We start from the raw sequence: 25114 nt of genomic DNA, 5'->3' as shown, positions 1-25114 counted from the left end.
ATATCTTCCTTTTAATATTAAAATCTCAAATTTTACTTGAAAAACTCATACGGATATAAATAGTTCCATTCGGGGCGTATAATCAAAACAACTATAAAATAAGCTATGAAAATAAAACAAACGCCCAAAATAATCGATTTGTAATGTTTTATTTTTTTTAAGTAAAACGCATTAGGTATATCTATAATAATGGGCAATAAAAAGTACGTTGATGCCCGAGATATAATTGTAGCAATATATCCCAAACTGCTAAACAATAACAAAATAATATAATTTGCCAATATTTTCCTGTTTTTTCTATGAAAATAAAATATTAAACCATAAATTGCCAACGCTCTTATCAAGTCTACGGTTAAAGCCATGTATCCGAAACCGAACTCTTGCTTCAAAATATAATTTTTATAGGTTGGAACTATAAAAATCAATATTTCATTTAATACTCCTGTGATAGCCGCTATAGTTAATATTATTGTTGCGATAAAAACATAAAAAACAGACTTAGGCACAAACTTATATAAAAACAGCAAAATTGCCGAAATCGCTGATAAATGAAAGAAACTCGCAAAAATAATCAATAATAACGCTTTTATTTTTTTGTTATCGCGTATTGCTTGATTGGCAAATAAAATTATTACCATTGCTATATCTTGTCTTAAAATGTTTGTAAAATTAGAAAAACAAACACAAAAAAACAAACATACCGAAAACATTTTATTCTTAGAATATTTGAATATATAAATTGCAACTCCGCTATAACAAATAGTAGCTATAACAAATAAAAAAAACGTAGAATTACTTGAAAAAAAACCTATAACCAAACATAATATTTGGTAACCGTATTCTATTCCCGAGTTGAAATCGATACCATTTGCTAAAATATCATTAAAAATCCTTACATAACTAACGGTATCGTTTCCTATATCAATTCCTCTAAATGCAGTAAGAACCCAAAAGAACAAAAGCGCAAAAGCCGCCAACAAATTCTCTTTATTTGTTTTTCTATTAGTATAATAGTATACTCCGCCGCAATTCAGCAAAAACTTTCTTTCGCAATTGCGGCTTCTCAAGGTAATGCCTACAAACAGTAATAGAAATGCGCCGATACAATAATATAAACCCATGCGATTATACCTTATCGAAAACTATTGCCTTATACGCATCTACCGTATTATTCGCAACAATGCCCCACTCAAAGTTATTGTTTATAGCCGCAACAGCATTACAAGACTTTTCATTAAATTTAGCTTTATCCTCAATAGCTTGTTTTATTGTCTCTGCTATGCTGTCGGAATTTGTTTCGCAACTCCACCCCGCATCATTTTTTTGCACAAACTCCGCCAAGTTTGTACCTTCCGTTACAATGCACGGCAAACCGTAACTAAGCGTTTCGAGTATTCCTACGGGCAATCCCTCAAAACGCGAGGTTTGAATAAACAAATCAGCCGAAAGTATTTCCTCCTCTTTTGCTCTTCCCACTATCTCATGTTTTAATTTTACAATATCCGCAACGTCGAACTTGGATATAGTATCCTGTACTTGTTTATATCTCCCGCAACAATCCGGACCATAGATATATAAAATGCATTTATTATTTATCAAAATACTTTTAATTTTTGCAACCGCCTCAATAAGCAAATCAAGTCCTTTATGAAACATATCCAATCTGCCGATATACAGCAATTTAAGACCGTTTTGCGAAAAAACTTCTTTTTGTTTACTCGGAATATTTACGCCGTTTACCCCTACGAATTTATGCGTTTTTATCTTTGACGTAACCAATTCCGCTTGCGAAAGGCATTGAATTGCTTTTGCCTTTTTCGCAAATTTATTAAACAGTAACAAATTTGCAACTTTTTTCTTAAGCCACTTTTTATGTTGCGCTCCGTCGGTAAGTTCTCCGTGCGGAACAATTACATACGGAATTTTACGACTATGCAAATTTTTGGCGATTTTGAGATATTTAGGCTTATAAAATTGATGGAACACCACTAAATCGGGTTTATCAAACGGCGCGGGCAAAATCGATATATCTTTCAAATTTGGATATGCGAATTGGTTTTCAATGCCCTCCGCAATATAATCGCGCATATTCACGAAACCTACGGTTTCGAGTTTTTGCTGTGCTTTAATATGCTCGGGCACAACCACGCAAACTCCATTACATGCGTTATTTTCTATTTGTGCTATATGCAATATTATCATAATTACACCCATTTACCAGTTAGAATTTTATGTGTTCTATACAAACCATCTTTCACAGTGAACATTGGTTGCCACTCTAAATTTTTAATTTTAATACTACTAATCAAAGCATACTCAGCAGTCGACGCACCCGTTTGACGATTTGTCAAATCGAAAACTACTTTCACTTTACCCAAAGCGGCAATGTAATTTGCGTAATCGCCCAATGTCAAGCCCTCGTCGTCTTCCGAGATATTATAAGCCTCGCCGCTCTCGCCGTCTAAAAGCACTTTCAATATCCCGCTAACGGCGTCTATAACATAACAATAAGAAAAGCGTTGATTGCCTTTGCTTTTGAGCACAATGTTTTCGCCGCGCACTGCATTTTGCATAAATTGCGCAATTGCCTTGCTGTCGTTTTTTCGGTCCGGTCCGAATACTCTTGCAAGACGCGCTATTACGCAATCCATGCCGAATTGCGCAATATATGCTTGGCACAAACTTTCGGATACGCGCTTGGCTTCGTTATAACCCGCACGCACGGTATTGCAGTTAATATATCCGCAATAGTCTTCTTGCATCGGCGTATCGCTTCCGTTACCGTAAATTTCCACGCTTGACGTTAACAAAAAGCGTTTCGCTTTCTTTTCACGCGCAAGTTCAATCAGGTTACAACAACCGAGAATATTTGTGGTTATAGTTTCAACCGGCTCTTTTGCATACTGCTGAGGATGCGTATTGGAAGCCAAGTGGAGTACATAATCTACAGGTTCTTTTATGGCAATGCTCTGCGTCACATCGCAACTCATATACTTAACATTTTCGCAATCTTCGCCGCCGCCGCGCGACAAACTCACAATCGAAATATTGTCATTATATTTTTTATTACGCATTTGCAAAACCGCAATAAGATAAGAGCCTATAAAGCCCGTACCTCCGCTTATAACAACCGTGGAATTTTTAAGTTTTCCCCACGCGTATGGTAAATCGGCGAGCATTGCAATGTCTTTTATTTCGGTATCGGAAAGTTTTATTTGAGCCAATTCTTATCCACTCCTTGCAAATAGCCCATAAAGATTTGCAAATCATCTTTTGTTGTAAGTTTTATATTTTTGTCTGAACCTTTTGAAAAATACAATGTTTCGCCCAAATCAACCATCATGGTATTCACGTATGACGACGGAGTAAAACCTATATTCTTTTCCATAGCCGTTTTATAACTTTCATGCAATTTTTTGAGTTTATATGCTTGCGGAGTGGATACTCTCCTCAATGTTTCTCTCGGAATATACTTAACGGTCGATACTTCATCTTTTATAACGAAGATTTGTTCGTTATATGGTAATGAAGTTACACCGTTTCCGTATTTCTCACAAGTTTCAATAACATCATTCAGCACGCTTTCATCAACCAACGGGCGTATTCCGTCATGAATTATCACACAAGTATCGTCGGGATATTTACCGTAAACAGCTTCTACCCCGTTCATTATAGAATGTTGCCCGCTCTCACCGCCCGACACGATTTGCTTTAGCTTTGTTATCCCGAACTGCTTGGCATATGCTTCGAGCACGTGTTGCCAACCGTCTATACAAACAATGATAATATCATCTATTTTTTCATTTTTTTGAAAATTTTCAAGCGTATAAACTATTATAGGTTTATCGTTTATTGTCAAAAACTGCTTTGGCACGTCTTGTCCCATTCTCTTTCCCGAACCGCCCGCTATGATAACCGCTATGTTCATTTTATAATCCTCTCAAACATGTAAATATGATTTTTCCAAATCCAAACTTAAATAGTCATGATGCGACTTTTGCTTTTCTATAGGCGGTAGCTTCATATAGTTTCCATAAATCGCAGACAAATAACTGTCGTAATTTTGCACTCCGTAAATTTCAAAATCTTCAAATTCGTATAAACAAGGAGTGCCAAACCACTCTCTTTTAACGATTTCACGCTCATGCCAGTTCCCATACAAATTGGCAACGTAGTCACAATCATCAAATTTTCTCGTTCTGCAAAGAATATCCAAATTTTTCAAAACTTTCTGCCAACGAGGAAATATAATATACCGTGATACTATAATCGCAAGATTTTTATATAATTTCCTGTTTTTACTTAATCCGCAAACTTTTGTCATAATATAAGCTGTTTTTTTATCTATTTTTTTGAAATTTTTTTTGCTTTCTTCTTGCGTATTACCTATACCATCCAAAGGAAATATATCTAAATACACCCCTCTTTTCGTTTTATATCTAGTGTTTTCCACAAGCGTAGTAGAAGTATCGTATAATTTGCAATATTGATAAACAAAATCTTTGTTCTGTAACGGTTTTTCAAGCCTATATTTCTCATCTTGCTTATCAATAACAAGCTCTATCATTTTGTCGTAATCTTCTCGCGGCATTCCCACGTCTATATCGTCATCCCATGGAATAAAGCCTTTATGCCGTATCGCCCCTAACATAGTTCCGCCCAATGCATAGTATCTAAGTTTATTTTCAATACAAAATTCATGAAACCATTTTAACATATCAAGCAATTTTAATTGTATTTCAGTCATTCTCAATGCCCTCGCATAATATTTTGAAAAATCACCCGCCAATACGGTTTGTCGTCAGTCTATGACCTATAAACCGTACCGCTTTTGCTTTTTGATATTCGCGCCAAGATATAATTTTGCGTAAATGTATTACATTTCGCCAACCTTAAATCGCTATGTTTTTTGTCCGATTTCTAAAAATGTTAATAAATCAAATCTTTTGTCTCGCAAATTTTCTATATATCCAACCACGCAATCTATTAGGTAACATGCACTGTACAATAAAACGTTTAGTTACATTGCAAAAATAACGCCATGCGCCGATTATTTTGTTTTTACGCATAAATTTTTGCAATTTGCGCTCGCTTTGAAAATATTTCCAACCACCGCGACGTTTGTACATATCGCTCCCTACCCGTACATTTACTAAATTATGTGAAACATTCGCAAACACCATATTTTCCAAAGCCATTCTAATCCATAGATAGTAATCTTCTTCGCAGTACCAATCTAAAAATCCACCCGCTTTTTCAACAGAGCTTTTTTTGAACATAACTGTTACTAAATTCATAGGACAACGTTTTTTCATATAGTCCTTTATTTCACTGTCATTACATGGAACTTCTCTTTTAGCGATTAGATTACTTTCTTCCTCGATAAATTCGGTTATATTACCACCCACAACGTCAATATAAGGTTGTTCAACGAATTTTTCAATTTGTTTTTCAAACCGTTCAAAACAGCTTACGTCATCCGCATCCATTATCGCAACTAAATCATTACTGCATGCACATAATCCTGCACGCCGCGCATTACCATGTCCTTGATTTTCTTTAAGTCTTACTACAACGAAATTTCCATTTTCTTCAAATTTTTCGATTACGGTATTTATTTGTTGCGATACAAAACCGTCCACAACCAAAACAACCTCGGACGGCTTAAGCGATTGATTAAGTATGCTATTCACGGCTGTTTCAAAATGCACCGCATTATCGCCGTTATAAACACACATCAATACCGAAAAATTAAACTTGCTTTGCTCTTGAATGTTTTCCGTTTTCACTTTCTTGTCTTCTCACAATTTCTTCCATTTTTAACACACCGTTTAGCTGATGTACTTTTGTTATCCCGTCGAATAAATGCAATAATTTTCTAAACGGATATACTAATTTAATCAATCGCTTGTATTTCGGAGCGTAGGCAACATGCAACCTGCAATATGCCTTTCTGAATCCGAAATACTTTTCGAGATATTCAGGGAAATGCGTCTGATGCTGAATATTTCTCGCCCCGTCGCAAATATAATAACCATTTGTAAGTTCGATTTCGAAATCTTTAAGTATTTTATAAACTAACGCAGCGTTAACTTGCATTTTTTCGTATATCGGCATTGTTTTCAAAATCGAAAAATGTAGGCATCTATTTTCTTTACTTAAAACAGCATAGCCAGCAAGAACACCGTTATTACGTACAAATGCTCCGTAAACAAATACTCCCCCCCCCGCACTCCATTCTTCAATATCATTCATGAACTTGTCTTTTTGTAATTGCGGTCTGTATTTTTTCGGATAGTCCGCAAAGGCGGCAGTTGCAACTTGGAAAATATCTTCTTTATAATGTAACGGGTTTATAAGTTTTGTTTCAAAATTTTTTTCTCCTTGTTTAATTACATATCTATGCTTTGATTTCAATTCTGAAATATCGAACGGTTTATCTTTTATAATATACCACCACTCCGTTTCATTACCGCAATCGAACTGAGTGGTATATCTTGCCAACACTCCGCCTTGCTTAAAAAGTTCGCCTCCCGCTAACGGGGCTAAATCCGGAACGGTATGCGGTTCTACACTCGGCACCCACGCATGATTATAAAATTGCCAATCGCCTATATTATTCATACAAACTTCGCTCACAAAAACTTTTCAACTATAAATCGTTACAAGAGACTTATTTTAGCGTTATACTCTTCTTCGTCTATTTTGCCTTCAGCCAACAGCCAATCGCCGTAATCCATATCCGAAACGGTGCCTTCGCGGTTAACGTCACTGCGGGAGAATACTTTGCCCACGGTTTTGAATATTATGCTTATATCTCTCCACAGAGTTATGTGCGTTACGTACCATTCGTCGTATAATAACTTTTTCTCCCAGGATATGGCGTTTCTTCCGTTTACTTGCGCAAGCCCCGTAAGCCCCTGCCGCACTTTATGCCTGCGGCGTTGTTGGTCGGTCATAAACGCCAAATCTTTTACCAAAAGCGGGCGGGGACCTACTATAGACATGTTCCCGATAAAAATGTTAAACAGTTCGGGAAGTTCGTCAAGCGAGGTGCTACGTAAGAATTTGCCGTATTTGGTGAGTCGCTTTTCGTCGGGCAAAAGGTTGCCGTTTCGGTCTTTCGCGTTCGTCATGGTGCGGAATTTGAGTAGTTTGAAAATCTTTTCTTCGCCGTATTGTCCGCCGCTCAACTTTTTTCTTTTGCCGGGGCGAAGCTGTACGAAGAACGGATTGCCTTTCATTTTAATCGCGCCCAAAATCGTGAGAAGAAGCAACAGCGGCGAAAGCCCGATAATGGCGATTAAGCTCAAGAGCATATCGTAAAACCGCTTGAAAAACACGCGGTACAAAAGAGCGGACAAAAGCACCCACACCGCCGCGCACGCAAGGCATATAATAAGTATGCCCCACCACGAAGAAATTAAGTTGTTAAAAAACTCTTTCACTTAAAACAACTCTTCACCGCGTCTATAACGTAAGCCTGTTCTTCTTCGGTCATCTTGATATCGCTCGGCAAACATAACCCGCGCGAAAATATATCTTCGTCCGCCGCCGAGTTTTCCGCCTTTACGAAATCGTTGTGCGCAAACACCGGTTGCATGTGCATGGGCTTCCATATCGGACGGCTCTCCGCGTTCGCCTCGTTGAGCCTGTTGTAAATATCCATAAAGCCGACTTTGCACTGCTTGTCTATCAAAATACAAGACAACCAAAAGTTAGGCTCGGAGCAGTCGAGATAGGGGTTCATGGAAACGGGTAGCCCCTCGAACCCGCGCTTGTAACGCATGTAAATTTTCTTTTTGAGTTCGCGGTGCTCCTCTATGTGCTTGAGCTGTCCTCTGCCTATGCCCGCCACAACGTTGCTCATGCGGTAGTTGTAGCCGATTTCTTCGTGCTGATACCACGCCGCTTTTTCCCGCGCCTGCGTAGCCCAAAAGAAAGCCTTTTCCCGCGCCGACTCGTCTTTGGTAAGAAGCATTCCGCCGCCCGACGTGGTGATTATTTTGTTTCCGTTAAAACTTATTACGTTGTACTTTCCGAATGTGCCGAGTTTTTTGCCTTTGTACTCGGCGGAAAGCCCCTCGGCGGCGTCTTCTATAAGAACGGCGTTGTGCCTTTTGCACACCTCGAGTATTTCGTCGGTTTTGGCGGGAGTGCCGTATAAATGAACGAGCATCACGACTTTTGCATGCGGATATTTTTCAAACGCAAGCTCAAGCGCGGCGGGCGACATGTTCCAAGTTTCGCGCTCGCAGTCAACAAACACGGGAACGCCGCCCTCGTAAACAATGGGATTTGCGCTTGCCGAAAAGGTCATATCCGAACACAGCACTATATCGCCGCGCTTAACCCCCGCAAGTTTAACCGCAAGGTGCAAGCCCGCCGTTCCGGAGCAAAGCGACAATCCGTAGATTTTTTCCTCGCCCGACAAATATTCTCCCATTTCGGTTTCGAACGCGTCGCAGTTAAATCCGAGCGGCGCAATCCAATTGCGCTCGAACGCTTCGTTAACGTATCCGAGTTCGTCGCCGTGCATTGTCGGAGACGACAGCAAAATTCTTTTATTCATTTATTACCTCCGACATAGCCGAAATACTTTGTATACCGCGTTACCGTTAGCGCATACACGTAAATTATACTATATCCGATACGGAAAATCAATAAAAACAGCGCACTATTGCGAAATATCGTCTTGCAAGTGGTCGGACGGATTTACGTGCACGGTAACGTGTTTTACGTTGGGTACGCCCATTTCGATGGCGTTGTGCACGCGCCGAGCCACGTCGTGCGCTTCGCGTAGCGTAATATCGCCGCAAACCGAAATTTCCACCTCGGCGTATATGCGGTCGCCGAATTTGCGCGTAAGCAATTTGTCTACGTCCTCCACTCCTTCCTGTGTGGAAACTATCGCGCTTATCCTGTCTACCGTTTCGCGGTCGCACGCCTCGTCGGTCATCTTGCGCACCGCGTCGCGAAAGATATCGAACGCCGCCTTGAGTATCATTAGGCATATGAGCAGAGCCGCAACGGGGTCGAGCACCGCAAGCCCGAGCTTTGCGCCCAAAATTCCCGCGAACGCGCCCACGCTCGAAAGCGCGTCGCTGCGGTGATGCCAAGCGTCGGCTTTGAGTGCGCCCGAATTTATCTTTTTTGCCGCCGCCCGAGTGTACCAAAACATGGCTTCTTTGCTGACTATACTTACCGCCGCGGCAACGAGAGCCAACAACCCCGGAGTTTGCGCCGTTTTGTATTCGCCTTTAATAAGCGACGTTACGCCGCCGTAGCCGAGCATTACGCCCGTTACCGCAAGTATAGCCGCGAGCACGATAGCCGCCACGCACTCGTAACGCTCGTGCCCGTAAGGGTGGTTTCTGTCGCTCGCCTTACCGCCGATTTTCACGCCTATAATCACTATGAACGTACTGAACAGGTCGCTCGCGGAGTGCACGGCGTCGCTCACCATTGCCATACTGTGCGCGAATATTCCCGCAAACAACTTAAAAGCCGTGAGCGCAAGGTTCACCCCTATGCTCACAGCCGACACCCGATACGCCACTCTTGCGCGGGCGTGCACGTGCTCCGTATCGCTATTTGAATTGTTCGCGTTGTTTTGCAAAAAATTTTCCTCACGTATGGGATTGCTCGCCGTTTACTTGGGCAAAAGCATATCGTTCTTTTTTATCCAATTAAAGTGCCGCATGAGTTCCGACACTCCCAAAGCGACGGCGGCGGGCACGATAAAGTAGCAAACCGCCACGCCGAAAAATATTCGTAATCCGCCAAGCCCCGCGCTCGCCGACACGCTGACCGTTTGTATTACGCCAACAAGCCCCGCAGTGCCCATGCCGCTTCCCGTAAAATCGCACCTTAGCCCGAACGCCGCGCTCGCGAGCGGACCGGCAACAATGCTTGCGGCAACCGCGGGTAAAAGAATTTTTACGTTTTTTGCAAGATTGGGAATTTGCAACATGCTCGTGCCTATGCCCTGACTCACAAGCCCGCCCCATTTGTTTTCGCGGAACGAAGCCACGGCAAAGCCCACCATGTGCGCACAACAGCCCGCGCAAGCCGCCGCCGCCGCGAGTTGACTCGCGCCCTCGAGCCCCGTTCCCATAAGCGGCTTAAACAGCATAACGCCGAACGCCGCGCTCGAGGTGGGCAGAGTGAGCAACAACCCCATTACCGCCGAAACGAGTATGCCGAACGAAACGGGCTCCCACTCTATGGCTCGGCTTATTCCGCGCCCCAAAAGCGCGAACAACATTCCGAACGGTATGCCGAGCACAATGCCCGCCGCCGCGCCGGAAAACATCGCCGCAAGCGGTATTAAAATGATATCTATGGGAGTTTTTCCCTCTATGAGCTGTGAAACGCGGATAGCCGCGACCACGGCGGCGTAACTCGCCACGGGGTCGCCTATGCCCGCTACGAAATTGCCCGCCGTGCCGCTCGCACCCCATACGGGTATGCCCGCGGCAACGAACGCGGAGGTCATGTTCGCGCCAATCATTCCCACCGCCGCCGCCGAAAACATGGTGAGCTTGCGGGTTTTGAAGGAGTGCGCAATGCCCACGCCTATGCCCGCGCCCATCACCGTTTTTGCCGCCGTCCCCATATAGCTTATGACGCGCCCTACGGGATTGTCACCTATGAGCCAACCTATTTGCCCCACGATAGTGCCGGCAATCAGAGTGCAGAACAGTCCGAGAGCCATACCCGAAAACGCAACTATAAAATATTTGTGCACGAACGCCTTTACGTATTCGCCCGCGCTCTTCTCGGTTACCGTTTCGGGCGTTTCGGTCAATTCGGTCTGCCCTTCCGCCTGTTCTTCGCTCTCCGCAGGATTTAATTTTTCTTGCATTTATTGTGTTCCTTTACAGTTTGTTATTGGTTGCGGGCGCAAGCGCGAAACTGAATTCCGCGGTAACGCAAACTTTGTCGTTCACCTTTACTTTGCCTTCGCAGAAATAAAATATCGCCTTGCTCTTTACTATCTTGCATTCGGTGGTTATGGTGTCGCCGGGCACTACGGGATTGCGGAATTTCACGTTGTTGAGTCCGGTGTACATGGGCGTGAAATTTCCGCCCTTGTCGGCAAACAACGCGCAAGCCGACTGCGCCATTATTTCGCACAGTATCACGCCGGGCACTACGGGATTGCCGGGGAAATGACCGCGCAGGAAAAACTCGTCGCCGCGCACGTGATATTTGCCCTCGGCAACTCCGTCCGCGCTCACGTTCACCTCTTCTATTAACAGCATATCGTCGCGGTGCGGAATGATTTTCATTATCTCTTCTTTGTTCATTGTTTTTTACTCCTTTTCATTTTTGTTTTTTTTATAACAATTAGTTTCTCATGCGGGAGATTGCTTCGCTCGTTTCACTCGCTCGCAATGACAGTTAAACGCCCCGACGGTTAAACGCCCACCGACCGTCATTGCGAGGGCATTTATGCCCGTGGCAATCTCATGCTATAAACCCTGTATTTACAGTAAACTTGCGGCTTCGGCGTCCGCTATAAGCACCGCGTTGTTGTGTTTTTGCAACACGCTCGCGGGGCAACTTTCGCTCACCTCGCCTTTCACCGTGTTGTATACAGCCTGCGCCTTGTTCTTTCCGCTCGCCATTATAAGTATCTTCTTCGCGTCCATTATATCGGCAATACCCATGGTTAACGCCATTTTGGGAACGTCTTCGATTCGGTCGAACAGCCTCGAATTGTCGCGCACCGTGCTTTCGGCAAGACGCACCACATGCGTTCTGCCCGAGAACGGAGTGCCCGGCTCGTTGAAACCTATATGACCGTTACTGCCCAGCCCCAAAATTTGCAAGTCGCGCGGCATTTGGGCTAAAAGCGCGGTGTACCTTTCGCATTCGGCTTGAAGGTCGGGCGCGGTTCCGCTCGGTATGTGCGTGTTCTTAAGGTCTATATCTATATGGTCGAATAGGTTCTTGCGCATGAAATACGCGTAACTCTGTTCGTGCTCCGCCGCAAGTCCCGCGTACTCGTCGAGATTTACCGCACGCACTTCGGCAAACGACAGCTCGCCGCGCTCGCACTGCTCTATAAGCAAACGGTACGTTTGTATGGGCGTACTGCCGGTGGCAAGCCCGAGCACCGCCCGCGGATTTTTCTTTACCGTTTCGCTCACTGCCAAAGCCCCGCGTTCGCTCATTTGCGCGTAATCGTTTACAATTATTATTTCCATGCTCTTTCTCCGATGTTTTTGCTATAAGTATAGCACAACGCCTGCAAATTTACAAGTTATTTTCGTATGAAAAAAAGCCTTCTCGGTACAGAAAGGCTTTATAAAAACAAGGATGAAATATATAGAAACGCGCGGGCTTAAAGGCGTATAAAAAAGAATATAAAATGCGAAACGGCCGATTGTTACAATCGACCGCTCCGCTATATGATAAGGGGGAAAATGATGAGCTATTTTATGTAATCTCGGTTTATTCAAAGCCGTTGAAATCGTGCTCAACCTTGATTACACCCTTATTATATACTATATAATAAATTCCGTCAAGCGTTTTAACGCACTTTTTCAAAAATTTTTTTATAAATTTTATAATTTTTTTTATTAGCTCTATTCTTCTTGCGCGGCAAGGTCTTTCACATACGCCTCGGCGTTAAGACTCATTACTATAGCGGCAATCTCTATAAGCGGCAAACATATGAAAACGCCCACCACGATATTCGCAACCGCAAGCACGATAAACGAGAACGAAAACGCAACGGCGATTATAATGAGGTTTACGCAAAAGAGTTTAAGCACGTTGCCTATGCTCACCACCTGCCGCATGCGCACTTTTTTGCGCCCGTGCACGAGATATGCTTCCAAAAGCGCAATCAGTCCGAGCACGAGCATGGAGAGCACGCCCGCTATAACGCCGCTTACCGAGTTTATGGCTTCTATCCACACGGTGAGAATTATGAGCAGTACGGTGAGCACCGCGTCGACCGCCGCCGCCAAAATGAATTTCCACAACCCGCGCTTCGCCATGTTGCGACGCACCGAAAATTTGGTAAGCATATAACCCGCCGCAATGCCGAGCACCGCAAACACAACGAGCGCAACGAAACCCGCCGCCACTCCGCTTACCGCGGTTTCGGCGGCCACGGCAATCTGCGACGCCGCCGTTTCTCCGCCGCTCACAACGAGCGCGTCCACGCAGGTTACAAACGTGTTTTTAAGCCAACCTTCGCTCAAAATAGTTTGTACCGCGTCGGTGGGATTGCTCCAATCGAGAGCGCGAACCGAACGCATAACTCCGTCGCCGAGCGCGTTCAAGTCTATGCTCGTGTCGTTGCATATTCGAGCCGCGTCGTCGGCAAGAGTGCTCACCGCGCTTATACACGCGGGTATTGCCACCGACAGCCCTATTATAACGAAAAGCGCGAACACGCCGAGCGGCGTGAAAAAGTGCTTTAAGTTAACGAAAAAATTTTTTATGCCGTTTTTAATCATCTTCTTTAGTTTGCTCTCCCGCCGTCTTTTATTAGCCTCGAGAGTTGTATGAACTGTTCGCAAGTAAGCGTTTCGCCGCGAGCGGCTCTGTTTCCGCTCACCTTTTCGGCAAGCTCTTCGGCAAGCGGCTTAACTATGCCGAACGCCGCCGCGAGATTGTTTGCAAGCGTTTTTCTGCGCATGGCGAACGCCGCGGCAACCGTCTTTTTGTAGGTAGGCAAAATTTCTTTTTCCGCTTTGGGCGCAATATCCAGCCGCACCACCGCGCTGTCTACGTCGGGCACGGGATAAAACATGCTTCTCGGCACGTTACGCACAATGCGCACGTTGCCCATAACCTGCATTTGAGCCGAAAGTGCGCCGTACTCGGGCGTGCCCGCGCTCGCGCAAATCCGCTCGGCAACCTCTTTTTGCACCATTATTGTTAAACTCAACAGATTTTCGTCGTACAAAAATCGAAATATAACGGGCGTGGTTATGTAATACGGCAGATTTGCCACAACCCTGTATTTGCCCAAGTCGAGATTGGAAATATCGTATTTCATTACGTCGGCGAATATCACGCTTGCGTTCTTTCCCGCGAGTGTTTCTTCGAGCACCGGTCGCAACCTCTCGTCTATTTCGAACGCGGTAACGTTTGCCCCCAAATCGCACAGCGCGGCGGTAAGAGTTCCCGCGCCCGCGCCCACCTCAACCACGGTATCGCCCGATTGTGCGCCCGCGCTTGCAATGGCGTGCAAAAGTTGCGGCTCGGAAATAAAGTTTTGCCCGTACCGTTTGCTGAAAGAAAAATTATAACGCCGTAAGGTTTCGCGTAAATTCAATTTTTTACCGTTCCTCATGTTTGGGATTGCTTCGGCACTGCGTGCCTCGCAATGACAGTGTTGTCCGTGCCTCGCACGGGTGGAATACAGTGTCATTGCGAGCGAGTGTAACGAGCGCGGCAATCTCGGGCATAAGAACGACACAGTTACTATTGCTTTCTCATGTTTGGGATTGCTTCGGCACTGCGTGCCTCGCAATGACAGTGTTGTCCGTGCCTCGCAATGACAGTGTAGCCCGTGCCTCGCAATGACAGTGTAGCCCGTGCCTCGCAATGACAGGGATTACCGCAACAACTTATAAAAGGGAGAGGCGAATTGTACGTCCCTCCCTTCACGGTTTTGGCTTGAATGTTATTATCTCTTACTAAACTGCGGAGATTTACGTGCCTTTTTAAGACCGTATTTCTTTCTTTCCTTCATTCTCGGGTCGCGAGTAAGGAAGCCCGCCTTTTTGAGCGCGGGGCGATATGCTCCGTCGGCTTCGCAAAGCGCACGGGCAATGCCGTGGCGGATAGCTCCCGCCTGTCCGGTAAATCCGCCGCCCTTTACGTTTACGAATATATCGAACTTTCCTGCCGTAGCCGTGGTTTCGAGCGGTTGATTAACTATGGTTTTGAGAGTGTCGAGCCCGAAATAATCGTCGAGAGTTCTCTTGTTTACCACAATACTGCCGCTTCCGGGCATAAGACGAACGCGGGCTATAGCCTTTTTGCGGCGACCGGTGCCCCAAAACTGTATTTTCTTCTTTGCGGATGATTTAGTTGCCATTTTTGTTATACCTCTTTTCAGCGAGTTTCATGGGTTCGGGCTTCTGCGCCTCGTGCTTGTGTTCCGCGCCCTTGTATACGCGCAGTTTTTTAAGCATCTTTCTGCCGAGCGAGTTTTTGGGAAGCATTCCCTTTACCGCCAAATACACCGCTTCGTCGCTCTTTTCGGCAAGCAACTTATCGTATTTGATTTCTTTTGCTCCGCCCATGTAAAGCGTGTGGTGGAATTTGGTTTTCTGCTCGAGCTTTTTGCCCGTGAGCGCAACTTTGTCGCTGTTTATCACGATTACAAAATCGCCCGTATCTACGTGCGGCGTGAATTCGGGCTTGTTCTTGCCCCTGAGCACCGCGGCTACCTGACTTGCCAATCTTCCGAGCGGCGCACCCGCGGCGTCTACGACGTACCACTTGCGGGTAACCGTCTGCTCGTTAGCCATAAAAGTTTTCATTGCTTTCGATTTCCTCGTTTATTATTGTATATTTGCGCCCATGCGACCGTTTCACGCCGCCCGCATAAACGACTTGAGAGCGAAACTTTTTTACTCGCCTGCGGGGGCTAAATCCGCAAAACGCAAAATTCCGCTATAAAATGCCTATATATTTTATAACATTGCACGCCCGCTTGTCAAGCGTTTCGCCTATACTTTCCGTAGTCTGCTTTTTACAGCCCTACTTTTTATTTACGGCGGAAATATTCGCTTCGGCAAGCTGTTTGGGCTCTATCGCGCTCGGTGCGCCCATCATGAGGTCGCGAGCTTTGGCGTTCATGGGGAAAGCTATCACCTCGCGAATGTTGAGAGTGTCGGCAATCAGCATTACCATGCGGTCCACTCCGGGAGCTACGCCCGCATGCGGCGGCGCACCGAACTCGAACGCGTGGTAGAGCGCGGGAAACTTGCTTTCAACGTCCTCTTTGCCGAGCCCCACGAGCGAGAAGGCTTTGAGCATTATTTCGGGGTCGTGATTTCGCACCGCGCCGCTCGAAAGTTCAACGCCGTTGCAAACTATATCGTACTGATATGCAAGCACGTCGAGCGGCTCTTTTTCGCAAAGAGCTTTGAGCCCGCCCTGCGGCATGGAGAACGGATTGTGGCAGAACTCGAGTTCGCCGCTCTCCTCTCCTATTTCGTACATGGGGAAATCCACTATCCAGCAAAAACGGTATACGTTCTTTTCGAGCAAATCGAGACCGTTGCCGAGCATGGTTCTGAGCAGTCCCGCCCGCTTTTGCGCGAGTTGCAACTTTTCTTCGGCAATCACGGCCACGAACGCGCCGTTCGACAGCTCCAATCGCTTAACAAGCTCGTCTTTCTTTTCGGCAACGAATTTGGCAATTCCGCCCGCGGGCACGCCGTTTTCGTCGAGCTTGAACCAATACATCGCGCCGCCCTCGGACTTAACCGCAAATTCTTCGGCGGTCTTGTCTATCCACTTTCTCGCAACCGCAGTGCCGTTTACGACTATCGCTTTCACCGTTTTGCCGTCTATTGCCGCAAAACCGCATCCGCGCATTATATCGGATATATCGCGCACTATAAGCGGGTTTCTCAAGTCGGGCTTGTCCGTGCCGTATTTTTCGAGAGCCTCGCGGTAGGGCACGCGCATAAACGGCGGCTTATCCGCTTTCCAACCCGAGTATTTGGCAAACACGGGCGGAAGCACCTCTTCGATTACCGCGAACACGTCCTCTTGCGTGGCGAACGCCATTTCGATATCGAGCTGATAAAACTCGCCCGGCGAACGGTCGGCGCGAGCGTCCTCGTCGCGGAAGCAGGGCGCGATTTGAAAGTATTTATCAAAGCCCGAGCACATCAAAAGTTGTTTGTACTGTTGCGGAGCTTGCGGGAGCGCGTAAAACTCGCCCGGATACAACCTGCTCGGCACGATGTAGTCGCGCGCGCCCTCGGGCGACGAGCTTGTGAGTATGGGCGTGGAAATTTCGGTAAATCCTCGCTCGGTCATAAGTCTGCGCAAATCGGCTATAACGCCCGCACGCAACACTATCTTATCCCGCACCGCGCTGTTGCGCAAATCGAGAAAGCGATACTTGAGCCGCGCGTCCTCGCCCGCGTCTTTGGAAAAAGCCACCTCGAAAGGAAGCGCGGGCACGGTGCGCCTGCCGAGCAGCTCTATCTTGCTCGGTATGATTTCGATTAGTCCCGTGGGGAGTTTGTCGTTGGGCGCGGTGCGAAGCGCAACTTTTCCCTCCACCGAAACGGTGGACTCGGTGGGGATTTCGCGAAGCTCGGATATAAACGGCTCGGAGTCGGCAACCACCTGCGTTACGCCGTAAAAGTCGCGTATAACGGCGAAAAGCAAGCCGCCCTTGTCGCGCTTGCTATCCAGCCAACCCGCTATTTTAACCCGTTTGCCCTCGTCCGCCGCTCTCAACTCGTTGCAATTGTGCGTTCTGTAGTACATAAACTTTTCCTTGTTTTGATTTACGTACATATTTTATTATTTTATTCGCAAAGTGTCAAGCGATTACGTTACGCAACAAAAAACAGGAAACCGCCTCTTAATCGTGGGAAACGTATTTTTCTTTCAAAATCGACTTGAGCGTGGCTATTTGGCTGCGTATCGCCGCGCCGGTGTCGGTGTCGGCAACTTTGAGTCTGCTGCCCACGGTATCGAATACGGTCATGTTTGAAACTATATCGCGGTTTGACGAAACGGCTTCGTCAACGCCGCAAAACGGACTGTGCGCCGCAAGCCGCATGCCGTAGGAATTGTATATTAAGGTGTAGCCCGCAATGCCCGTGCGCTCGTGATAGGCTCTGCAAAACCCGCCGTCTATCACGATTAGTTTGCCGTCCGCCTTTACGGGATTTTCGCCCTCTTTGAAATGCACGGGTATGTGACCGTTTATTATGTGCGTGTTTTTGCCCTCGAGCCCGAACTCGGCGAGTATCTTTTCGGCTACCTCTTTTTTGCGACTGAGCGTGTAGTACGGATTTTTCTCCTCCGCGCAAAGCTCGGCGTTCGGCGCGTAAACGCTTTCGAACGCCGCAAGTTTTTTTCTGCCGAACAGCGGACTGCCGCTCCCGCACCACAAATACCAAAATATATCGGCGTCCTTTTCCCTGCCGCTCGCCGCCTTGCGCACGAGCCGAGCGAACTCGTCCATGCACGCTTTGCCGCTCTTGCCGCCGCACGCGGGCACGGGCAAAAACTCGCCGTTTTCGTCGAGCGGTATACAGCCGTGAAATATGAGGTTGCCGTTGTGAACGCTGTAAACCGAGCCTTTGCGCATGAGAAACTCCACGTGCCGCCTAAGTTTCTCGCTCGCCGCAAACGACCGCTTAAGGCAGTTTATAACGTATTCCTCTTCCGCCGTGAGTTTGAGCGGGTTGCGCAGGTCGAGCGACGAAAAGTCGGCGGTATCTATGGGCACGCGCTTGCCGTCTATTTCCGCAGTGCCGCTCCTTAAATCTATCTTTTTGAGCAGCGCACGGTTTTCCATGCCGTATTCGGGGTGGCGGGCTATGGTTTGCCCCTCTAGCTTGAGCATTAAGAGAAACACCGCTTTTCTCATCTTGGCGGAAAGTTCGGCGTCGGTGTCCGAAATCTTTTTGCCGCCCGCGTTCACCGCAAACTTGGGGTCGTATTTGTTTTTGTCGGCAAAGAAAGCGAGCTCGCGCAAAGATATGCCGTAGCCCACCTCGAGCAGTTCCATGTTGCCGTATTTTAAGCAAAGTTCCGTAACCGTTGCGATACACGCGAGCGAGCCGTAGTACGCGCCCATCCACAAAATATCGTGATTGCCCCACTGAAAATCTATGCTGTGATATCCGCACAGTATATCCATTATCTTATCGGGATTTTCGCCGCGGTCGAACACGTCGCCCACTATGTGCAAGCGGTCTATGGCAAGCCGCTTTATGAGCGCGGCAATCGCCTCCAAAAAACTGTCGGCGCAACCGAGCTTTATAATCTCCGAAAATATTTCGTCGTAATACGCGTCGCGGTCGCCGCCGTCTACGGAGGCGTTCATCATCTCGTCTATTATGTAAGAAAATTGGGCGGGTATGCTTTTACGCACCTTGCTGCGCGTGTACTTGTTGCCGCACTCGCGGGCAAGCAGAGTGAGGCGGTAAAGCATGGTTTTATACCAGCCGTTCATATCCGCGCCGCTTTGTTTCGCCATGGCTATCTTTTCTTTCGGGTAATATACGGTTGTGGCGAGGTCGCTCCGCTCCGACTCCGAAAGCAGTTTGCCGAACAGTCCGTCGGCTTTGGCGCGTATTACCCCGCTGCAACTGTTTATCAGGTGGCAAAACGCCCCGTATTCGCCGTGCAAGTCGCTCAAAAAGTGCTCCGTCCCTTTTGGCAGGCGCAGTATGGCTTCCAAGTTTATTATTTCGCTCGCGGCGTCTTGGCGGTTGGGAAAACGCTCGCAAAACAGTTTTTCGGTGAGTCCGTCCATATTATGACCTCTTGTATACGATTTCGCCGCCGCGAACGGTGAGAAGCACCTCGTACCCGTCGCCGAGCACGGCAAAGTCCGCCCGCTTGCCTATTTCTATACTGCCGCAGTCTTTCTCGATGCCGAGCGAAAGAGCGGGATTTATGCTCGCGCAATCAACGGCGCGTTCGAACGGCACGCCCACGAGCTCGTTAAGATTTTTTACCGCCTCGTTCATTTTGAGCACGCTTCCCGCCAAAGTGCCGTCTTTGAGCCGCGCCTCGTTTCCGTTTACGTACACCGTTTGCCCGCCGAGTTCGCTCACTCCGCCCGCAACCCGCTTTGCGCGAATGGAGTCGGTAATTAAGGATATTTTACTTGCGGGCTTGCACTTGCACAAAAGTTTCATTGCGGGCACGGATACGTGAATGCCGTCGCAAATTAGCTCGCAGTTCAGTTCGTCGAATAAGAGTGCGCCGCCCGCCGCGCCCGCGTCGCGGTGATGTATGCCCGTCATGCCGTTGTAGGTGTGCGTAACGCTCCCCGCGCCCAGCTTTACCGCCCGCTCCACGTCGGCGTATTTTGCCGCGGTGTGACCAATCGACGCGTCCGCGCCTATCTTTTTGAGGTGCGCAATCAGTTCGTCCGCCCCCTCCTCTTCGGGCGCGAGCGTAACCGCTTTAATGTTGTTGCCGCTCGCTTTATTGAACGAGTCGAAGAGTTCCGCGCTCGGCTTAACTATGTATTCGCCGGGTTGCGCTCCTTTATACGGCGCGGAAATAAACGGACCTTCGAGGTGCACGCCTATGAGCCGCGCCCCGCTCTTTGCTCCGCTTTGCACGTAATCTTTCACCGCGCCCAACGCCCGCGTAATGTTTTGCTCCGACTGAGTCATGGTGGTAGCCAAAAAGCCGACGGTGCCCTCTCGGGCAAGCTCGTCGGCTATCGTGCCGAGCGCGGCGCGGCTTGCGTCCATTGCGTCGCAACCGCCCGCCCCGTGCACGTGTCTGTCTATAAATCCGGGAACTACTCTCGCGCAAGGGGGAAGTTGTATTTTTTCCGCGCCCTCCGCGCTCCCGAACGAGCGTATGCGTTGGTCGAACGCTATGCTCGTTTTTTTCAATCCTTCGCCGTAAACGTATACAAGCGCGTTTTCAAATGCTTTCATGTATACATTATAGCATTTATTCCGAAAATGTCAACTGTAGTAACTCAGCTCGTCGGCGCAATCGCAAATCCCGCCCGCGCAATCGGGGCAATAGTCTTTGCCGCAACCGCCGCAGTGCCTCGCTCTATCGGCTGTAAGCTCCTTTCCGCATTTATCGCAAACCATAATTTTAGAATGCGCAACTTACGCCGATTTATTCCGTTTATTTTATAAGGCTCTTGCCTTCCATCTCTTTGGGCTTGGTTTCGCCCATTACGTGCAAAAGCGTGGGAGCCACGTCGCAAAGCGCACCGCCCTCTTTGAGTTCGGAATTTACGTACTTTTCGCCCGCCACGATAAACGGCACGGGATTGGTGGTGTGAGCCGTGCACGGCGCGCCGTCGTCGAAGCTCATGAGTTCGGCGTTGCCGTGGTCGGCTACGATTAGAGCCGTACCGCCTGTGGAAAGCACCTTTTCCACAACTTTGCCCACTCCGTCGTCTACCGCTTTAACCGCCTTTGCCGCCGCTCCGAACACGCCTGTATGCCCCACCATGTCGCAGTTTGCAAAGTTCATTATGAGTACGTCCACGTTGCCCACCGCGCCGAGAGCTTTCTCGGTAACCTCGGGTGCGCTCATCTCGGGCTTAAGGTCGTACGTGGCAACTTTGGGCGAGGGCACGAGTATGCGCTCTTCTCCCTTGTTGGGCTGTTCCACGCCGCCGTTGAAGAAAAACGTAACGTGCGCGTATTTTTCGGTTTCCGCAACGCGAGCCTGCGTTTTGCCTATCTTTGCGAGATATTCGCCCAAAGTGTTCACTATCTTTTTGGGCGCGAACGCAGTGTAAAGACCGGTGAACGTGGCGTCGTACTGAGTCATGCCCACATACGTTATTTTTTTATAGCCGCCCGCCCGCTCGAAATTATCGAAATCGGGATATATGGCCGCTCTCGTAATTTCACGAGCACGGTCGGAACGGAAATTGTAGAATATCATGGAGTCGCCGTCTTGCACGCCCTTGTAGTCGCCCGCTATAACCGGCTCTATGAACTCGTCGAGCACGCCCGCGGCATAGCTCGCCGCAATGCCCGCGTCGGCTGTGGTGTAGCGCTTGCCCTCGGCGGCAAACACGCAGTCGTAGCCGCGCTTTACGCGCTCCCAGCGGTTGTCTCTGTCCATATAATAATATCTGCCCACAACCGTTGCCACTTTGCCCGCGCCTATCTCCGCCGCCTTTTCGCTCACCTTGCGCACGTATTCTCGCGCGCTGTCGGGCGGAACGTCGCGCCCGTCGGTAACGCAGTGAATATACACTTTCTCCAGCCCCTCGCGTTTGCAAAGTTTCAAGAGAGCGTAAAGGTGCTCTATGTGGCTGTGCACGCCGCCGTCCGACGTAAGCCCCACCAAGTGAAGAGCGGAGTTATTCTTTTTTACGTTGTTTATAGCGATTTCGAACGCCTCGTTTTTGAAAAATTCGCCCGTTTCAATCGCGTGGTCTATGAGCGAAATATCCTGATACACAACTCTGCCCGCGCCGAGGTTGAGATGCCCCACCTCGCTGTTGCCCATCTGACCTGCGGGAAGTCCCACGGCTTTGCCGCTCGCTTCGATTTGAGTGTGCGGATACTTTTTCATTATGGCGTCGAGATTGGGAGTGCCCGCCTCGGCTATGGCGTTGCCGCGCTTATCGGCACGCAGTCCGAACCCGTCCATTATTATTATTGCATCTGTTTTCATAATTATCTCCTTTCTCATACGGGTTACCTGTCATTGCGAGGAGGGCTTTGCCCGACGTGGCAATCTCATGCACTGAACACGTATAGCGTCTTTTCCTTTCTCATGATTGGGATTGCTTCGGCACTGCGTGCCTCGCAATGACGTTGTAGCCCGCGTCCTCGCAATGACTCGGTATCCCGTTTCGCCGCCTTAATACTTAACTACTTTGGCGAAATCTTCCGCTTTAAGACTCGCGCCGCCTATAAGTCCGCCGTCTATATCGGGCTGAGCCATGAGCGAGCTTGCGTTGGCGGGGTTCATGCTTCCGCCGTACTGTATGCGCATTTTGTCCGCCGCCGATTTTCCGAACGCGGTTTCCACCACTCCGCGTATGTATTTTATGGTTTCGTTCGCCTGCTCGGCGGTGGCGGTCTTTCCGGTGCCTATCGCCCAAACGGGTTCGTACGCTATTATCACGTTGTCGAGGTCGGCGGCGGTAAAGCCCTTAAACGCGCCCTCGGTTTGGCGTTTTACCACCTCTTCGGTTTTGTTTCCTTCGCGCTCGGCGAGAGTTTCGCCCACGCAAACTATGGGTTTGAGTCCGTTTTTGAGAGCTTGAGCCGTGCGCATGTTTACCGTTTCGTCAGTTTCGCCGAACATCTGGCGGCGTTCGCTGTGACCGATTATTACGTATTCCGCGCCTACTTCTTTGAGCATTTCCGCGCTTATCTCGCCCGTAAACGCGCCCTTATCCGCCCACGCCACGTTTTCCGCGCCTACCTTTATGTTGCTGCCTTTGGTAAGCTCCGCGGCTTTTTGTATCGCCGTATACGGCACGCAAATCACAACCTCGGCTTTTGCGTCTTTCACAAGCGGCTTAAGCTCGTTAATCAGCTTTTCCGCCGCCGCGATTGTGTTGTTCATTTTCCAGTTTCCTGCGATAATGGGGGTTCTCATTTTTTTATATCTCCTTGAAAATTTTTTATTTTTGAATTTGTACGTTTACCGCCGTTTCCTCATGCTTGGGATTGCTTCGCTACGCTCGCAATGACAACGACCGCCATGTCATTGCGAGCGAACGCAGTGAGCGCGGCAATCCCCTGCATGGAACAAGTATGATTACGTTCCGCGGTCTTGGCGCAATTTTTCGAACGCAACTATTCCCGCGGCAACCGAGGCGTTCAAAGAATTTACCTTGCCGAACATGGGAATGGATACGCTCGCGTCGCACTTTTGTTTTGTGAGCCGCTTCACGCCTTGCCCCTCGCCGCCTATCACAAACGCCGTCGCGCCTTTTAGGTTGGTTTCGTAAATGCCGTTGCCGTCCATATCGGCGGCATAAACCCACACGTTTTGCCGTTTCAGTTCGTCTATGGCGTCGTTTATGTTGGTTACCTTTGCAACGAGCACGTGAGCCGCCGCGCCCGCCGATACTTTAATTACCGTTTCGTTTACGCTCACCGCGCGGTGACGGGGAATTACCACGCCGTGCACGCCCGCGCACTCCGCCACTCTCAGTATGCTCCCGAGGTTGTGCGGGTCTTCCACTCCGTCCAACAGGAGCACGAACGGCGGTTCGCCCTTTTCTTTGGCTTTTGCGAGAATATCCGAAAGCTCGCAGTAGTTAAAGTCGGTTATTTCCGCCAAAAAGCCCTGATGCCGTCCCTCTCTGCTCTCGCGGTCGAGAGCTTCCTTTTCGCGGAAAAATATCTTTATTCCTCGGCTCTTGGCGTCTTCTATTATTTTGTTTGCCGCGGAGTCTTTAAGACCCTTTTGCACAAGCAATCTGTCTATGGTTTTGCCCGACTTGATTGCCTCGCCCACGGCGTTGCGTCCTTCGATTTTCATTTTTTTAATTCTCGGATAGAAACATTCGGTTTCTACCGCGCTTTACTCCTCGTGTCTTTTTTTATTTTTGAGTTTACCCGTCATTGCGAGGGTGCTTGCACCCGCGGCAATCCCATGCATGGAACATGTAAAGTCACTGCGCCTTTCGCTCGGCTGAGATTGCCGCGTCGGGCTACGCCCTCCTCGCAATGACATTATGCCCTAATTCACCAGCTTTGCATGCCGCTCTTTGATTTCCGCCGCTTTGCCGCAGCTCTTTTTCCCTTCGGGGCACGCGCCGCGCAAACAGCCGGGTCCCGATAAGCCGAACACCGCGGGCGCGACTTTCAGTACCTCTTCGAGCATCTGCCAGGCAATATCGCGTATTTCCCATTGAGCGCGATTGCAACACCTGAGCGAGAAAAAGTGCATCAGTTCGCGGGCGTTCATGGTAACTATCATCTTTGTTTCGCAAGCGTTGGGGAGTACAAACCGCGCGTCTTCGTTGCTCTTTTCGCCGGCGCCGCCCAGCATTTGTTGCCACTCGCGATACCAGCATAGCATTTGTTTCATTTGGCTCTCGTATTTCTTCTTTTGCTCCTCGCCGAGAGCTTCTATTGCGGGCGGTATCACGTAATCGAATTCGCCTTCGTTCACGTAACGCTGACTGCGCACCGAAAAGCTCGCTATGCGGTGGCGGGTTATCTGCGCGAGCAGTGCGCGGGAAACGCCCTCAACGGCAAAAGTAAAGCTCGCGTGCTCGAAGGGCGAAAAGTGGTTCATCTTGGTGAGTATTTCTATAAATTTCGCGTTGTCTTTCTCTCCTATCTTTTCCACGAGCTCGTCTATTTCGTCGCCCGAATAGCACAGCTTCGCCGCGAGCGCGATTGTCTGCTCGGGGTCGGCGGTGTATCTTATCAGTTTGGCTTTGCCTTTTACCTGCATTTTG

General features: G+C 48.3%; 25 protein-coding genes. All 25 read right to left on the bottom strand.

The window, feature by feature from the left end; genetic code table 11:
• Positions 1 to 32 precede the first annotated feature (32 nt).
• Positions 33 to 1121, bottom strand: a complete 1089-nt coding sequence (locus NFR55_RS07940) for an EpsG family protein (protein WP_251548059.1) — start codon at positions 1119 to 1121, stop codon at positions 33 to 35.
• 4 nt (positions 1122 to 1125) lie between these two features.
• Positions 1126 to 2202 (bottom strand): glycosyltransferase, encoded by a 1077-nt coding sequence (locus NFR55_RS07935; RefSeq protein WP_251548057.1) that lies wholly within the window; start codon positions 2200 to 2202, stop codon positions 1126 to 1128.
• 2 nt (positions 2203 to 2204) lie between these two features.
• Positions 2205 to 3224 (bottom strand): NAD-dependent epimerase/dehydratase family protein, encoded by a 1020-nt coding sequence (locus tag NFR55_RS07930; protein WP_251548055.1) that lies wholly within the window; start codon positions 3222 to 3224, stop codon positions 2205 to 2207.
• On the bottom strand, positions 3212 to 3928 hold the full coding sequence (locus NFR55_RS07925; RefSeq protein ID WP_251548053.1) for an IspD/TarI family cytidylyltransferase: 717 nt from the start codon (positions 3926 to 3928) through the stop codon (positions 3212 to 3214). The genes NFR55_RS07930 and NFR55_RS07925 overlap by 13 nt, the downstream gene beginning before the upstream one ends.
• Positions 3929 to 3940: 12 nt before the next feature.
• Complete coding sequence (locus tag NFR55_RS07920) at positions 3941 to 4747, bottom strand: LicD family protein (protein WP_251548051.1); 807 nt, start codon at positions 4745 to 4747, stop codon at positions 3941 to 3943.
• A 190-nt stretch (positions 4748 to 4937) separates the two neighbouring features.
• Positions 4938 to 5789 (bottom strand): glycosyltransferase, encoded by an 852-nt coding sequence (locus tag NFR55_RS07915; RefSeq protein WP_251548049.1) that lies wholly within the window; start codon positions 5787 to 5789, stop codon positions 4938 to 4940.
• Positions 5752 to 6624, bottom strand: coding sequence for a hypothetical protein (locus NFR55_RS07910; RefSeq protein WP_251548046.1), 873 nt, complete (start codon positions 6622 to 6624; stop codon positions 5752 to 5754). Before NFR55_RS07910 ends, NFR55_RS07915 begins: the two co-directional genes overlap by 38 nt.
• Positions 6625 to 6662: 38 nt before the next feature.
• Positions 6663 to 7448, bottom strand: a complete 786-nt coding sequence (locus NFR55_RS07905; RefSeq protein WP_338052321.1) for a sugar transferase — start codon at positions 7446 to 7448, stop codon at positions 6663 to 6665.
• On the bottom strand, positions 7445 to 8572 hold the full coding sequence (locus tag NFR55_RS07900; protein WP_251548044.1) for a DegT/DnrJ/EryC1/StrS family aminotransferase: 1128 nt from the start codon (positions 8570 to 8572) through the stop codon (positions 7445 to 7447). Before NFR55_RS07900 ends, NFR55_RS07905 begins: the two co-directional genes overlap by 4 nt.
• Positions 8573 to 8677: 105 nt before the next feature.
• Complete coding sequence (locus NFR55_RS07895; RefSeq protein ID WP_251548042.1) at positions 8678 to 9619, bottom strand: cation diffusion facilitator family transporter; 942 nt, start codon at positions 9617 to 9619, stop codon at positions 8678 to 8680.
• Between the two features lie 33 nt (positions 9620 to 9652).
• Entirely contained in the window at positions 9653 to 10867 is a 1215-nt protein-coding gene (locus NFR55_RS07890) for a PTS sugar transporter subunit IIC (protein ID WP_251548040.1), read from the bottom strand.
• 13 nt (positions 10868 to 10880) lie between these two features.
• Positions 10881 to 11312 (bottom strand): 3-hydroxyacyl-ACP dehydratase FabZ family protein, encoded by a 432-nt coding sequence (locus NFR55_RS07885; protein WP_251548038.1) that lies wholly within the window; start codon positions 11310 to 11312, stop codon positions 10881 to 10883.
• A 180-nt stretch (positions 11313 to 11492) separates the two neighbouring features.
• On the bottom strand, positions 11493 to 12215 hold the full coding sequence (nagB, locus tag NFR55_RS07880) for a glucosamine-6-phosphate deaminase (RefSeq protein WP_251548036.1): 723 nt from the start codon (positions 12213 to 12215) through the stop codon (positions 11493 to 11495).
• 381 nt (positions 12216 to 12596) lie between these two features.
• Positions 12597 to 13478, bottom strand: coding sequence for a hypothetical protein (locus NFR55_RS07875; RefSeq protein WP_251548034.1), 882 nt, complete (start codon positions 13476 to 13478; stop codon positions 12597 to 12599).
• 5 nt (positions 13479 to 13483) lie between these two features.
• Entirely contained in the window at positions 13484 to 14320 is an 837-nt protein-coding gene (gene rsmA, locus NFR55_RS07870; protein WP_251548032.1) for a 16S rRNA (adenine(1518)-N(6)/adenine(1519)-N(6))-dimethyltransferase RsmA, read from the bottom strand.
• A gap of 336 nt (positions 14321 to 14656) precedes the next feature.
• Positions 14657 to 15070 (bottom strand): 30S ribosomal protein S9, encoded by a 414-nt coding sequence (rpsI, locus tag NFR55_RS07865; RefSeq protein ID WP_251548030.1) that lies wholly within the window; start codon positions 15068 to 15070, stop codon positions 14657 to 14659.
• Complete coding sequence (rplM, locus tag NFR55_RS07860; RefSeq protein ID WP_251548028.1) at positions 15060 to 15518, bottom strand: 50S ribosomal protein L13; 459 nt, start codon at positions 15516 to 15518, stop codon at positions 15060 to 15062. Before rplM ends, rpsI begins: the two co-directional genes overlap by 11 nt.
• Before the next feature lie 220 nt (positions 15519 to 15738).
• Positions 15739 to 17490 carry an aspartate--tRNA ligase gene (gene aspS / locus NFR55_RS07855; protein WP_251548026.1) on the bottom strand — a complete coding sequence of 584 codons (1752 nt, stop codon included), beginning with the start codon at positions 17488 to 17490 and terminating at the stop codon, positions 15739 to 15741.
• A 97-nt stretch (positions 17491 to 17587) separates the two neighbouring features.
• Positions 17588 to 19495, bottom strand: a complete 1908-nt coding sequence (locus NFR55_RS07850; RefSeq protein WP_251548024.1) for a fructose-1,6-bisphosphatase — start codon at positions 19493 to 19495, stop codon at positions 17588 to 17590.
• Position 19496: 1 nt separating this feature from the next.
• Positions 19497 to 20642: an N-acetylglucosamine-6-phosphate deacetylase gene (nagA, locus tag NFR55_RS07845; RefSeq protein WP_251548022.1), complete on the bottom strand. Its 1146-nt coding sequence runs from the start codon at positions 20640 to 20642 to the stop codon at positions 19497 to 19499.
• A 30-nt stretch (positions 20643 to 20672) separates the two neighbouring features.
• Entirely contained in the window at positions 20673 to 20807 is a 135-nt protein-coding gene (locus NFR55_RS07840; protein ID WP_251548020.1) for a zinc ribbon-containing protein, read from the bottom strand.
• A gap of 37 nt (positions 20808 to 20844) precedes the next feature.
• Positions 20845 to 22359 (bottom strand): 2,3-bisphosphoglycerate-independent phosphoglycerate mutase, encoded by a 1515-nt coding sequence (gpmI, locus tag NFR55_RS07835; RefSeq protein ID WP_251548018.1) that lies wholly within the window; start codon positions 22357 to 22359, stop codon positions 20845 to 20847.
• Positions 22360 to 22548: 189 nt separating this feature from the next.
• Complete coding sequence (gene tpiA, locus NFR55_RS07830) at positions 22549 to 23295, bottom strand: triose-phosphate isomerase (protein ID WP_251548016.1); 747 nt, start codon at positions 23293 to 23295, stop codon at positions 22549 to 22551.
• Positions 23296 to 23457: 162 nt separating this feature from the next.
• The gene (gene rlmB / locus NFR55_RS07825; RefSeq protein ID WP_251548014.1) at positions 23458 to 24186 is read right to left on the bottom strand and encodes a 23S rRNA (guanosine(2251)-2'-O)-methyltransferase RlmB; all 729 of its coding nucleotides are present in this window, start codon (positions 24184 to 24186) and stop codon (positions 23458 to 23460) included.
• A gap of 201 nt (positions 24187 to 24387) precedes the next feature.
• The gene (thyX, locus tag NFR55_RS07820) at positions 24388 to 25110 is read right to left on the bottom strand and encodes an FAD-dependent thymidylate synthase (RefSeq protein ID WP_251548012.1); all 723 of its coding nucleotides are present in this window, start codon (positions 25108 to 25110) and stop codon (positions 24388 to 24390) included.
• Positions 25111 to 25114 lie beyond the last annotated feature (4 nt).

The sequence above is a fragment of the Pumilibacter intestinalis genome, assembly GCF_943193005.1.
Classification (GTDB): domain Bacteria; phylum Bacillota; class Clostridia; order Christensenellales; family Pumilibacteraceae; genus Pumilibacter; species Pumilibacter intestinalis.
Note: the sequence above shows the minus strand (reverse complement) of the source record. Positions and strands in the feature narration are given on the sequence as shown.

Excerpts from the sequence above, each read along its gene's own strand:
- nagA (WP_251548022.1), bottom strand. The coding sequence starts at position 20,642 with ATGAAAGCATTTGAAAACGCGCTTGTATACGTTTACGGCGAAGGATTG.
- NFR55_RS07925 (WP_251548053.1), bottom strand. The coding sequence starts at position 3,928 with ATGAACATAGCGGTTATCATAGCGGGCGGTTCGGGAAAGAGAATGGGA.
- gpmI (WP_251548018.1), bottom strand. The coding sequence starts at position 22,359 with ATGAAAACAGATGCAATAATAATAATGGACGGGTTCGGACTGCGTGCC.
- NFR55_RS07940 (WP_251548059.1), bottom strand. The coding sequence starts at position 1,121 with ATGGGTTTATATTATTGTATCGGCGCATTTCTATTACTGTTTGTAGGC.
- tpiA (WP_251548016.1), bottom strand. The coding sequence starts at position 23,295 with ATGAGAACCCCCATTATCGCAGGAAACTGGAAAATGAACAACACAATC.
- thyX (WP_251548012.1), bottom strand. The coding sequence starts at position 25,110 with ATGCAGGTAAAAGGCAAAGCCAAACTGATAAGATACACCGCCGACCCC.
- nagB (WP_251548036.1), bottom strand. The coding sequence starts at position 12,215 with ATGGAAATAATAATTGTAAACGATTACGCGCAAATGAGCGAACGCGGG.
- NFR55_RS07900 (WP_251548044.1), bottom strand. The coding sequence starts at position 8,572 with ATGAATAAAAGAATTTTGCTGTCGTCTCCGACAATGCACGGCGACGAA.
- NFR55_RS07885 (WP_251548038.1), bottom strand. The coding sequence starts at position 11,312 with ATGAACAAAGAAGAGATAATGAAAATCATTCCGCACCGCGACGATATG.
- rlmB (WP_251548014.1), bottom strand. The coding sequence starts at position 24,186 with ATGAAAATCGAAGGACGCAACGCCGTGGGCGAGGCAATCAAGTCGGGC.
- NFR55_RS07935 (WP_251548057.1), bottom strand. The coding sequence starts at position 2,202 with ATGATAATATTGCATATAGCACAAATAGAAAATAACGCATGTAATGGA.
- aspS (WP_251548026.1), bottom strand. The coding sequence starts at position 17,490 with ATGTACTACAGAACGCACAATTGCAACGAGTTGAGAGCGGCGGACGAG.
- NFR55_RS07910 (WP_251548046.1), bottom strand. The coding sequence starts at position 6,624 with ATGAATAATATAGGCGATTGGCAATTTTATAATCATGCGTGGGTGCCG.
- rpsI (WP_251548030.1), bottom strand. The coding sequence starts at position 15,070 with ATGGCAACTAAATCATCCGCAAAGAAGAAAATACAGTTTTGGGGCACC.
- NFR55_RS07890 (WP_251548040.1), bottom strand. The coding sequence starts at position 10,867 with ATGCAAGAAAAATTAAATCCTGCGGAGAGCGAAGAACAGGCGGAAGGG.
- NFR55_RS07850 (WP_251548024.1), bottom strand. The coding sequence starts at position 19,495 with ATGGACGGACTCACCGAAAAACTGTTTTGCGAGCGTTTTCCCAACCGC.
- NFR55_RS07920 (WP_251548051.1), bottom strand. The coding sequence starts at position 4,747 with ATGACTGAAATACAATTAAAATTGCTTGATATGTTAAAATGGTTTCAT.
- rsmA (WP_251548032.1), bottom strand. The coding sequence starts at position 14,320 with ATGAGGAACGGTAAAAAATTGAATTTACGCGAAACCTTACGGCGTTAT.
- rplM (WP_251548028.1), bottom strand. The coding sequence starts at position 15,518 with ATGAAAACTTTTATGGCTAACGAGCAGACGGTTACCCGCAAGTGGTAC.
- NFR55_RS07840 (WP_251548020.1), bottom strand. The coding sequence starts at position 20,807 with ATGGTTTGCGATAAATGCGGAAAGGAGCTTACAGCCGATAGAGCGAGG.
- NFR55_RS07875 (WP_251548034.1), bottom strand. The coding sequence starts at position 13,478 with ATGATTAAAAACGGCATAAAAAATTTTTTCGTTAACTTAAAGCACTTT.